We start from the raw sequence: 12427 nt of genomic DNA, 5'->3' as shown, positions 1-12427 counted from the left end.
CGCGCTTGCCGAGGCCCCGGCCCCACCCGGCCGGGGCGCGCCGACGTCGTCGCCCGCATCAACAGCCACATCGCCACACTCTGTCGATTCTGTCGATATGACTGTCGATCTTACTATGGCTGGAGTTAAACAAGATCGGTGTGTGGTGGTGTGACTGGGGTGTGCTCGAAGTCGTAGTCGAAGGTGCGGTTGGCGATGTAGGCCGTGAAGGCCGCGGAGGTGTTCTCCGGGCGAGCGCGCAGAAGCAAGACCATCCGGGACACCGCCCCCCCTCAGGCCGAGCCCGGAACAAGCCCGGAACACACGATCAGAAACAGCTCCACCCCGCCCCGAGGCACAGGACACCCGGCGAGGCCGACCAGGACCACCGAGCAACAAGACAACCAGCCCGAGACACCGCCTTCAAAGCTGCCCGAGACACACCCGGCAGTCCACCGACCTTGTTTAGCTTCAGCCATACCGCTCAAAAGCATGCGCATATCACTCATCATCAGCTCGCCCCTCCGACGTATCTTTTAAGTCCGCACTTCCAGATCAATCGCGAGAGCGCCAAGAATCCGACAGCAGCGACCAGCAGCGTGACGACCGCACCCCCCTGCACCATGGTGCCTCTGGCCGACAGGCTCGCAGCAGGCACCGAGACGCAGAGCAGGATGGGGAATGCGAGGGTCAATATGTCCCGCAGGTAAGATGGGAACACATTCACCGGCCAGCGGCCGGCTTGCTCGTAGAGCTGGTCGAAGGCAGTGAACAGCGCGTCGACACGGATAAGCGTGAATGCGAGGCCAGCCACCGCGTACTGCCAACCTGCCACGCACAGTGACGCGGCGACGAGCGTCGCCAGGAACATCATCACGCTCACCAGAGTGATATCAAGTTGCGGCGAAACAGCAAGGACAAGAACCACACCGGTAATCACGCCCGCGACCGCATCGACTCGGAACACGCGAGCCCCGGAATGGAACTGAGCATCAATAGGCTGGACCACGATATAGTCGAACGAGCCGTCACGGATCATACCGACAACGTCTTGCAGAGAAGGTATCAGACTACACCCCACCACACCCCCGATAATGTGGTGCACGCCCAGAAGCACAACGAGCCCCGCCGAGTCCCAGCCGTTGAGTGACTCAGTATTCAACGCTATGATCAGAATTCCAACGAGTGCTGTCGCCACCGAGAGGATCGATGCGAACAACGCAGCAAACAGATCTGATCTGTATTGCACCAACGTGTGCAGCGCAGCTCGAGCCAAAGCGCGATTGATACGCGTCCACCGCACAGCAGTAGCAGCCACTGACTTCATCACGAGCTCACTCCTTCGTAGTGGCGGACTGCACGCTTATAGATCAGACGGCCTAGCACCCCGAAGATCAAGATCATAACGAGTTGGACCATGATAACACGCAGTCCATCCCTTGATGTAGTCCGCGCAGTAAATATCTCCAGAGGGTACCCTAAGAAGTAAGGAAAAGGGGTAAATTCGCTCGCCGCACGCATCCATGCGGGCAACCGGTCCAGCGGCGCGAAGGCGCCACTTAGAAGGGTGGCGACTGCAAAGTAGAGCGAGTTCAGTCCATCCGTCCGGACCATCCAGAACGCCGCCAACGCCAAGACCCACTCCACTACAAAACGAAGAGCAACAGCAAGGGCGAGGACAACCAGACCGAGCAGCGCACCTGAAATGCTCGGAGGGAGACTGGCACCCATTGCGGCACCAGTAAGAACAGCGCCGGTAAGGACAATTGGAAGACCCACAACCTTGCTGGCAAGCATCGCACAGAGATCCCGATGGAAGGGGTGAACAGGCGTCAGAAGATACGAGGAGAATGTACCCGAAGTGATGCGTTGCCGGTAGTCCCACATCACCCATACCGAGGTCAGGTTGGCGAAAACCGCACCGGCAGTAAAATACAGAGCATAGAAGGAGCGCTCTTGGGCAGACTCCGAAGTCGCGATCCAGACGAATCCGGTAACCAGAGGTTGCAATATGCCAACGAGAGCCCACAGCCACACAGCGCCCTTGTACTCGAGTTCAGAAGAGACCGAAAGTCGGAATTGAGCGCGGTAAAACCGAATCAGTCTCTTTGCATTAGCCATCGGATCACTCACATGCCGCTCTGCTGGTACAGGTCGGCGACCACGTCTTCGGTGCGAGGCTCACCTCGGCTCATCTTGAGCAATGTGACTTGCTCCGACAGCCAATGCAGAACAGGGCCGAACTCGGTCTCGGGAATCACGATCATATACTCGCCCTCACCCGCGTTCTCGAGAGCAAGTCCCCTTGCTGAACAACAGGCTTCGAGAGTGGAAGCGTCCGCAGCGGCAACGCTTACATTAAGTTTACCACCGGGTCTGTGTCGCTCGATCAATCCGCGGAAGGAACCATCATATATTATAGCACCCTCGCCTAGCGCAATCACACGCGGACACAGCTCCTCAATGTCACGTATATTGTGGCTGGTAAGAAGGAGCGATGCCCCCCGCTCCTGACAGTAGCGACGCAGGTATGTTCTCAACTGACGTTGCACATCCGGGTCGAGGCCGATTGTAGGCTCGTCGAGGAATAGCATCCGAGGAGCGTGAAGCAGTGCCTTCGCCACCTCGCAGCGCATACGCTCGCCCAATGACAGGCTCCGCGTCGGCTTGGACAGATAGGGCTCGATGCCGAGGACATCGATGAGACTGGCCAAGCGTGACCGGTAGTCACTATCAGTCACATTGTAGATCGCTTGATGGAGACGGAAGGACTCGACCACCGGAATATCCCACTGCAGTTGACTCTTCTGTCCCATCATCAGTGAAATATCCTGCAGGTACGCGTATCTATGATCGCTAGGAACATAGCCGGCAGCATTAATGCTGCCACGGGTTGGAGCGATAACTCCGGCCAGCATTCGGAGGAGGGTAGTCTTTCCGGCACCATTTCCACCGAGGAGGCCTACGCTCTCACCCGCTGCGACGGTAAAATCCACGTCTCGAATTGCGGTCACCGTTTTATAATGGCTTTTGAATAGGGACGCCACCGCCGACAAAGTCCCCTCTTCCCGCTGCTTGATTCAATACTGCTTCGTAAGTCTTGAGCACCGGATCGAGTGCAACTCGCTCGCCATCTGCGATCATCTCCTTATGCTGACGTTCGGCGGAGTATAACAGACTCTTCCCAGTCGCGAGCGTACTCGGCGTCGTGCATCGCCTGGTACTACAGCGCCTGCCACGACCACGTTGTGCCGTCGGGATTGGACTGCCGGGCGCGTCTCGGACAGCCTTGAAATCTGTGCCTCAGGCTGCTTGTCTTGTTGCCCGGTGCTCCTGGTCGGCCTCGCCCTGCGTCCTGCGCCCCAGGGTGGAGTGGAGTCATTTCTGATCGTGTATTCCAGCTCGACCTGGGAGGCAGTATCCCGGACGGCCTTGCTTCTTGCGACGGTGGACCATCTGATAGACCCTCTCATTCTTCAGCGTGGCGCCTGCCGGCTTCCGCCTGGGCACCCGCCCAGCGCACCCCGGTCCTGCCTGTGGAAGCGATGATCTCATATCTCCCCAGATGCTGGGCGAGCTGCTCAGAGGTGTACTGGCACCCCCGGTCCGAGTGGAATCGAGTGGAGTACCGTCTCCCCCTGTCGCGTACGGGCACCTGCGGGCCGCCATATCGATCGCCTCGCACGACGGAGGTCGGTGCCGCGTGCGGTCACCCCAGTAGCACAGCCCACGACCTTCCTGGGCGCAGCAGCCCGGCAACAGTCGCCAGGCAGATCGAGTCCCTCCCAGGTGCGGATGTACGTGATATCACCCACCCGCCTCGTTCCCGGGCCCACTGGCGGCGGGGACCCGCGCCCGGACCAGGTCGGGGTGCGGGCCCCGGGCCCGACGGCCCGGGGGTGGTGGCGCCGGGTCCGCAGCCTGGCGGCCCCTAGGCACGCATAATGGAGCGCACCGCCTCCGGGGGCAGGCGGCCGCATTCCGCCGGCACCGCCCAAGACCGCGGTACGGCTCCACCCCGGCGCCCCGCCCCCAACGGCTGACGGCCAGTGGCAAGACATCGCGGGAGGCGCTCTCGCGACCGTCCCCGACCATGACGTGGCAGACTTGCCATGCCCTCCCTTCCCCCTCGGAGTTGAAAGAGGCCCTCATGCCCGGCAGTCAACAGCTCATCTCCCAGGTCGTCCTTGAGACGCTGCCGGTGCATCTCGGACGGTACGTGCGCGCACGCCTGCGCAATGAGCGCCCCGAGCATGAGCAGCCCCTTTCAGCAGGGGACGGGGAAGCCCCCGGGCAGCTCGACCTGGACGACCTCTTGTCTCAGATCTACGCGCTCACCGGACACGGACGCGACGGCCGGCCCATTCTCGAGGCCGACCCCGGCCTGTGCAGCAGGCTGACCGACATCCGAGTCGTGCGCGACAGACTCGTCCGCGGCTCGCGCTTCGAGCCATCGGAGGTGCCCCTCGTCCTCAGCGAGGTCGCCGAGGTCCTCCGGCTGATCGGCGCCGCACAGGCCGCCGCCGAGGTCCTCCGGCTGATCGGCACCGCACAGGCCGCCGCCGAGGTCACCGCGCGCCTCACCGCCGTTGCAGGACCAGCCCCCCCCGCTCCCCGGAGCCCGCCGAGAGCCCTGTGCAACCCGACGACGGCGCCGTTGAGAGCACCAAGGGCGCAGCCGCGGAGACGGCAGCGGGTCCCGCCGCCGGAGCCGCAGTGCCGTCCGCACCGGCCCCGGCGGCGGCATCCGCTCTGGACGCGGTGGAGCTCGAGCTCGACGTACCGCCCATCATCTCCTACGCCCATGCCGTGGCGGGGCTGGCTCTTCCGCTCCGCCTGCGCCTGTCCATCGCAGCCCCGCGCCCGTCGGGCGATCCTGTCGACGGTGAGGGGGAGGCCGGCGAAGAGGCCCACACGCAGCGAACCCGTCTCGTTCCCGCCCTCAGCCCGTCATCGGGCTCCCGGTGCCTGACGGATGTGGGGGTGACCGCCGTCGTCGAGAGCGACGGCGAGGCGCTCACCCGGCCCGTCGTGCTCGGCATCGCCCGCCTCACCCCGGACGGCGCAAAGGCGTCCGCGGCACTCGAGCCCGACCGCTCCGCTCTTCTTCAGATCGAGACCCAGACGACCTCCAGCCTGCGCCTGACGCTGAGGTGCGGAGACGAGAGCCGGGAGATGCTGGTCGAGGGGCCCACCGTCCTCTCGCCGAGGCAGTGGATCCTCAGCGGCCGGTACAGCGACGACGCCGCCACCCTTGCGGCCTTCGTCCAGCCGCAGCAGCCGGTCCTGGCCGCGCTCAGCCGCAGCGCCGCCACGATTCTGGGAAGGCGCACAGGATCCAGCTCGCTGGAGGGATACCAGGGCTCCCCCGAACGGATCCCGCAGATCGTCGAGGCGCTGTGCGACGCCATCCACGACGACGACATCGCCTACGCGGTGCCTCCCACCAGCTGGGGAGAGCACGGACAGCGAGTGCGCACCGCCGAGGACGTCCTCGAAGGACGCCTGGGCACCTGCCTGGACACGACGATCCTCATGGCGAGCGTGCTGGAGTATCTCAGCATCGAGCCGCTCATTGTGGTCCTGCCCGGGCATGCGCTCATCGGCTACTGGAGGGCGGAAAAGCACATATCCGAGGATCTGGCGATGCCCGGCTGGGAGCTGCTCAACCAGATCGACCGTGGCGAGATCGGTCTTATCGAGACCACAATGCTGACAGAACGGCGTCGATCCTCCCTCGCGCAGATGCACTCGGCGGCCCGGCAGAGGATCGGGGCGGATGCGGCGGCCGTCGATGTCATCATTCCGGTCCGCGAGGCCCGCAACCGCGGCATTATCCCCATGCCCCTGCGCAGCCGTTCCGAGGACGGCGGCGTCACCGAGATCGAGTACGTCGCGGCGCCGCGGCCCGATGTTCTCGTCATTCCCGACGAGGCGCCGGCTCGGGCCCGGCGCAGACCGGCACGCAGGAAGGCCCCCGACCGGGTCGAGGAGTGGAAAGCCCGGCTGCTGGACCTCAGCCTTCGCAACCGCCTCATCAACTGCTCCGACTCCGCCATCAGGAACCACAAGATCGTCGAGCTGGCCGTGCCCGAGGCGGTCATCGGCGACTTCGAGGACCTCGTCAACGCCGACCGGGTCATCACTCTGCGGCAGGCGGGCGAAAGGGCGGCGCTCGTGCGCAACGCCGGAGGGCTGTTCCGCGATGAGCTCGACCCGCCCCGGCTCGCTCCAAGGCTCAGTGATCACAGGGAGGTCGAGGTCGATCTCTCCGAGGACGTCTACGACACGATACTGCGACGCCTGCGCTCCACGGCGCGGACCCTGGCCGAGGAGACCGGCGCCAACAATCTCTATCTCGCCCTCGGCTCACTCGTCTGGGAGAGCAAGGGGCGGCGGGTGCGCTCCCCTCTCGTGTTCATCCCCGTGGATCTTGAAAGGCGCTCGGCCCGCAGCCCCTTCCGCCTGAGAATCGACCCGTCCGGGTCCACGGTGCCGAACTACTCTCTCATCGAGAGGCTGCGCGCCGACCTCAACCTGGACCTGACCGAGCTCAGCGAGCCGGAGGAGGACGGGGCCGGAATTGACCTCAAGGGGCTGTTCGACGTCGTCCGGCGGGTTCTGGCGGAGGACAAGCTGCCTTTCCATATCGAGGCCACGACCTATCTCGGAATCTTCCAGTTCGGCACCTTCCGGCTGTGGAAGGACCTCGAGGAGTCCTGGGAGTCCATCGCCCGGAACCCCCTGGTCGGCCACCTCATTGATTCTCCGAACACGGAGTTCCACGACCCCGCGGCGAATACACCCGTCCCGGGTCTTGAGGAGCTGATCCCCAGGCTCCCGGTTCCCGCCGACGCGTCTCAAACAGAGGTTGTCGCCAGGGCCCTGGCCGGAAGGACCCTCGTCGTCGAAGGGCCTCCCGGCACGGGCAAGTCGCAGACGATCACCAACGTCATCGTCAGCGCGGTCGCGCAGGGGCGCCGCGTCCTGTTCGTCGCGGAGAAGCGAGCCGCCCTCGACGTCGTCTCCAGGCGGCTCCAGAAGGCTGACATCGGCGATCTCGTCCTCGACCTCCACAGCCGCCGTCAGGCCCCCGACGCCGTGCGCCGAAAGATCCTGCGGGCGATGGACATGGAAACCCATCCCGACCGGATCAGTCTCACGGCAAAATCCGGTGTCGCCGACAGCTACCGGCGTCGGCTCTCCGGCTACTGGGAGGCCCTTCACCGCCGCAACTCGGCCGGCCTCTCGTTCTACGACGCCCACGCATCCGAGCTCGCCTACGGTCTGGGACGCACGGCCCTGGCCATCGAGCCCGCGGTGCTCGGCAGGCTGACGCGCGACGACGTCGCCTCCCTGCACAATTCCGTACCGCGCCTCATGGAGTGTCTCCAGGACTACGGCGATGTCCTGGGTCCCGAACCCTCTCCGCTCAACAATCCGGTTCCCGATGCCGCGCTCGGGGACATTCTCGGCCGCGTCGAGGCGCTCATGGGAGTGATGGAGCAGGATGACGGGAAGCTGCTCGCCGCGGTCCGGACTCTTCCGGACAGCTACTGGGACAAGGCAGCCGCCGCCCTGGAGGACCCGTCGCTCAATACCGCCCGGCTCAACATGGTCGCCCAGCCGGACTGGCAGAGGGCGGCACGGTGGCTCATGGGAGAGCTGACGGCGGAGCTGTCCGCCGCGCACCCGGCGCTCCGGTACTACCTGCCCAGCGTCCTGAATGAGGATCTTCAGTCGGTGCGCAGCTCGCTCATTGATGCAAAGAATTCGTTCTTCGGCAAGACGAGAAAGTCCGAGAGGGCGCTCGGCGCACTCGCCGCTCATCGGACCGCCGTCCCGATGCCGCAGAACGGAGCGGAGCTGCTCGCCGTCGTCGACGAGCTCATCCGTCTGGCAGCCCGCAAAGACGCGCTGAGCCGATGCCGCACCGAGCTTCTTCCCGAAGAGGCCGCATGGATCGGGCAGTGGACGCCCTTCGACCGGTCCGCGTGCCAGGGCGCCATCGGCGTCCTCGATCGACTTCTGGGGATGTCCGAGCTCGGGACGCCGCCGGAGAGGCAGGCGGGGCCCGCCCAGGAGACGGTCGCCTCGCTGCTCGCAGTCCCCGACAGGCGCGCAACGGCAACGTGGCTGCGCAACTACACCGCCGCCTTCCGGGCACTTGCGCGGGACTCGCGCATTCTCACAGCATCGCCAGTGCTCGACTCGCTGCGTGGTCTCGGCTCGGCCTCCGCGCGTGAGCGCCATCTGCGCGGGCACAACGTTTTTCTCACCGCCGGAGCGGAGTTCCGACGCGTCGGCCTGGACGGATGCCTGAACCAGATGCTGCGCGGGCAGGTCGATGCGACCGAGCTCCCCAGTGCGCTCGACCTGGGTCTTGTGCACGCGTCTCTCGAGCTGCAGGGCGCCAGGGGCGCCCTGCGCTCCTTCTCCGCCGACAACCAATACGGATACGTCCGCAGCTACGCCAGAACACTCGACGAGATGCGCCCACTGCTCCCCCCGGTCCTCGTCTCCGATGCGCTGGCGGCGCGGGCGCGCATCGCGACCGAGGAAAGAGCCCGAATGGCCGCGCTGCGTCGCGCGCTCGAGCGCAAGCGGGGAAAGCGCAGGATCCGCGACCTGGTCGGGGAGTTCGGCGACCTCATCACCGCGCTCACGCCCTGCGTCCTCATGTCGCCCGATTCCGTCGCGAGATTCTTCCCGGCCGACAGGCAGGATTTCGATCTCGTCGTCTTCGACGAGGCCTCCCAGATCACGGTCGCAGCCGCTGTCGGAGCGATGGGCCGCGGGCGTTCCGTCGTCGTCTGCGGAGACTCGCGGCAGATGCCGCCCACCTCGTTTGCCGAGCTCTCCCGCGATGAGGATCCCGACGACGAGCCGCTGGACGAGGAATCCATACTCAGCGAGTGCGTGGCCGCTCACGTCCCGCGGCTATGGCTCTCCTGGCACTACCGCAGTCGGGTCGAGGGTCTGATCGCCTTCTCCAACAAGTCCTACTACCAGGGCAGGCTCTCCTCCTTCCCGAGCCCGGTCGCCGCCGAGAGGGATCCCGGACAGACAGGCTTCGGAATCAGCCTGCGCCGCGTTAATGGGCAATTCATCCGCTCGGTTCCGAGAGGGCAGTCCAGGCGCTTCTTCCGGACCAACTCCGCCGAGGCGGAGGCGATCGTCGACGAGATCCGGCGGCGTTTCGCGCAGGCGGGCGGATCGACCCCCTCGCTGGGTGTGATCACGTTCAATACGCAGCAGCGCGATCTCATCGAGACCCGCCTGCGCGACCTCGACGACCAGAAGATCACGGCATCCTTGGACGCCGACGAGGGCATCTTTGTCAAGAACCTCGAGAATGTTCAGGGAGACGAGCGGGACACGATCCTCTTCTCTGTCGCGTTCTCGGCCAATGAGCGCGGCGATATTCCACTGAATTTCGGACCGCTCAATCGTCAGGGCGGCGAGCGCCGCCTCAATGTGGCGATCACACGGGCCAGGAGGCAGGTCATCGTCTTCTGCTCCTTCGCGCCCGCACACCTCCAGGCGGAGCGAAGCGAGTCCAGGGGCCTCCAGGACCTCAAGAGGTACCTCGTCCTCGCCGAGCAGGGCACTCGGACCCTGGTGGGGAAGACCCTCGGCGCAGGTGTACCCGACTGTCATCGCGAAGACGTGGCTCAGGCGCTGCGCGAGGCTGGGATGACGGTCACCACCGACGTGGGCCTGTCCGACTTCCGGATTGATCTCGTCCTGGCCCGGGCGGAGGAGCCGCATGTGCCGCTGGTCGCCGTCCTTCTCGACGGCCTCGGCTGGAGCGAGCGCCGTACGGTGTACGACCGCGACGTTCTGCCGGTCAGGGTGCTCAGCCAGATGCTCGATTGGCCGTGCGTCGAACGGCTGTGGCTTCCGCAGTGGCTGCAGGACCGCGACGGTGTCATCGCGCATCTGTGCCAGGCGGTCGACAGAGCGGCGGAGAAGGTCACGGGCCGGCGCCGGTCGGAGGAGATCGCGCCAGACGACGCCGCCAAGCGCCCGAAGACGGAAAGCCCGTCTCCGGCGGCGGGCGGAGACGACGGAGCGGTCGAGGAGAGCCGTGGCGGCGAGCATATCGCCGCACTCCGGCCCGCCATGGCAGCGCCGTTGCAGTCGGCCCCGCCGCCAGAGGAAGCTGCAAGTCCAGGCACCACGAGCCCAGGCACCACGAGCCCTGACACCGGCGGGCCCCGGCGAACCGGCCCGGCCTGTTCTCCCGACCCAGGCGTCCGAACCGGTCGGGACCTCACCGCGGTCACCGACTTCGTCCCCGCTTCGCCGACTCCGCGGGGCCCGCGCGAGGTTCTCGACGCGGCGAGCACGGACAGGGAGTCCGTGGAGCTCCTTCGCGCCGCTGCGCGCGAGATATGCGAAGCCGAGTTCCCGATCGAGCAGCGCCGATTCCTGTCCCTCGTGTGCGCCGCCTTCGGGCTGAGGAGGATGACGGCGTCGCGCGAGAAGAAGGTTCGCGCCCTTCTGCGAGGATCGGGCTGCTCCGTGGACGACTATGGATTCGTCTGGCCCGAGAACACGGATCAGTCTCTGCTGACCGGCTACCGACGTGACGCATTCGACTACCTGTCTCTTAAGGAGATCCACCCGCACGAGCTCGAGAACTACATTCGCAGCGTCCTCTTGCGAACACCGCCGGACGCAGACGAGGAGACGGTTCTTCGTGCCGTCTTCGATGGCCTAGGAGTACGGGCGCATCGCCTGACCGCGCCGGTGCGCCAGACGCTCGAAGGCGCGATCCTCAGGGTCAGGAGACGCCAGACCGCCGGCTGACGACGCTGAAAGCCCGGGTCGTAATCCGCCCCTTCCTGTGGACCGCTGGCGCTTACTACGCTTCTTTGTCCCTTACTACGCTCCTTTTCCTCGTACAGTAAGGGACAAAGGAGCGTATGGCCGGAATTAAACAAAATGGCATTCTGGGGCAGCTGCTGCGGGATTCCTGGTTGGCGTCTGCGGAGCACCTCGTATAAGATAATCTCATGCAGATCGACATGACGGACGAGGAACGGGACATCCTCATCAGGTGGAAGAAGCGCTCGGACACCTACAGGCTGGTGAGAATGAAGGCGGAGGCGATTGTGTACGCTGCCCGCGGCGTCGGCCTGGATATTATCGCGGAGATGGTCGAGCGGGCCGAGGGGACGGTACGTGAGTGGCTGTCAGAATGGCGGAGATACAGGATGGGCTCCGTGGTAACCGGTCACGCCGGCAACGAGAATGCGGCAAAGCTCAAGCGGGCGCAGAAGGAGGAGCTGGAGGAGATTCTCAGTAGACCGCCCTCGGAGGCAGGCGTCAAAGCCGGTTTCTGGGACGTCCCGGCCCTTAAGGACGTCGTGCAGATCAAGTTCGGAGTCGAGTACAGGTCCGAGTCCTCCTATCGGCTGCTCATGCGCTTTCTGGGCATGACCTTCAAGCTCCCCGACCCGTTCGACAAGCGCCGCGACGAGAAGGCCATTGCCAGGCGGATGGCCGAGATCCGGCGCCAGGTCAACGATCTGCTGGAAGAAGGCTGGGAAGTCTACACCGTCGACGAGGTCCGCGTCGAGCACGAGGCCGAGACCCGGCGCATGTGGCTTCCCAAGGGAAAGAGAACAAGGCTGTACGTGGACCGCAAGAAGGCGAGCCGGTCGTTCTTCGGGGCACTGAGTCTGACGACCAAGAAAATGAGGATCTACCCCATCGAGGGAAACCAGAACGCCGAGCAGATCACCCTCATGATGGATCGCCTGGCGCGCGAGACCGATGAGGGGAAGAAGATCGCGGTCGTCCTGGACAACGCCAGGTTCCACCACGCCAAGGCCCTGACCGACCTCTACGCCCCCGGCCAGGCTCTGGAGCGCATCACACCCATCTACATGCCCCCCTACGCCCCAGACCACAATCCCACAGAACACGTGTGGAACGCCGCCAAGAACAATATCGCCAACCTCCAGCGCGACACCCCGGAGAACACCTTCGCGGCCTTCACCGCCTACATCACCAACCGCACCTTCGACTACGACTTCGAGCACCTCCCAATCACACCATCACACACCGATCTTGTTTAATTCCAGCCATAGTAAGCACTGAGGCTGCCCGGAGAAGAGGGCCGCGCGCGGGAGAGGCGGGATCGCCTCGTGGCTGCGCAGGGACTCGGCAGTGGGTTCAAGGGGGCAGGTGGCCCTTGAGGTGGCCTGCGAAGGACCAGACTGTCGCGGAGGTGACGAGATCCTGCGGCCCGGTGCCGCAGGCGGTGGGGGCTGAGTCAGGAAACAGGGGGAAGGATCACTCGGGGTCCGCTGAGGCAGAGGTGAGCGCGGAGCGGTCGGCGGGGAGCGGGAGGCTGAAAAACACCAAGCAGTCCACGTCCGGGCAGGGCCCAGCGCCGAAAGCGCGCGGGACCCTTACTCCCCGCAGGGCGACGGCG

The 12427-nt window shown here is 65.1% G+C and carries 6 protein-coding genes; 2 read left to right on the top strand and 4 right to left on the bottom strand.

What is annotated here, in order from left to right:
- Positions 1–125 precede the first annotated feature (125 nt).
- The 4 genes from AIF0345_RS02005 to AIF0345_RS01990 all read right to left on the bottom strand — a co-directional run bounded on the left by AIF0345_RS02005 (position 126) and on the right by AIF0345_RS01990 (position 2975).
- Positions 126–254 (bottom strand): hypothetical protein, encoded by a 129-nt coding sequence (locus AIF0345_RS02005; protein WP_285296959.1) that lies wholly within the window; start codon positions 252–254, stop codon positions 126–128.
- Between the two features lie 236 nt (positions 255–490).
- On the bottom strand, positions 491–1306 hold the full coding sequence (locus AIF0345_RS02000; protein WP_285297876.1) for an ABC transporter permease: 816 nt from the start codon (positions 1304–1306) through the stop codon (positions 491–493).
- On the bottom strand, positions 1306–2112 hold the full coding sequence (locus AIF0345_RS01995) for an ABC transporter permease (RefSeq protein ID WP_285296958.1): 807 nt from the start codon (positions 2110–2112) through the stop codon (positions 1306–1308). The genes AIF0345_RS02000 and AIF0345_RS01995 overlap by 1 nt, the downstream gene beginning before the upstream one ends.
- Positions 2109–2975 (bottom strand): ABC transporter ATP-binding protein, encoded by an 867-nt coding sequence (locus tag AIF0345_RS01990; RefSeq protein ID WP_285297875.1) that lies wholly within the window; start codon positions 2973–2975, stop codon positions 2109–2111. The genes AIF0345_RS01995 and AIF0345_RS01990 overlap by 4 nt, the downstream gene beginning before the upstream one ends.
- Positions 2976–4614: 1639 nt before the next feature.
- On the opposite strand from AIF0345_RS01990, the gene AIF0345_RS01985 reads away from it, so the two are divergent.
- Together AIF0345_RS01985 and AIF0345_RS01980 are read left to right on the top strand one after the other, a co-directional pair.
- On the top strand, positions 4615–10794 hold the full coding sequence (locus AIF0345_RS01985; protein WP_285296957.1) for a DUF4011 domain-containing protein: 6180 nt from the start codon (positions 4615–4617) through the stop codon (positions 10792–10794).
- 206 nt (positions 10795–11000) lie between these two features.
- Positions 11001–12068, top strand: coding sequence for an IS630 family transposase (locus tag AIF0345_RS01980; protein WP_285296956.1), 1068 nt, complete (start codon positions 11001–11003; stop codon positions 12066–12068).
- Positions 12069–12427 lie beyond the last annotated feature (359 nt).

This window comes from Actinomyces israelii (genome assembly GCF_030253495.1).
GTDB lineage: Bacteria > Actinomycetota > Actinomycetes > Actinomycetales > Actinomycetaceae > Actinomyces > Actinomyces israelii.
Note: the sequence above shows the minus strand (reverse complement) of the source record. Positions and strands in the feature narration are given on the sequence as shown.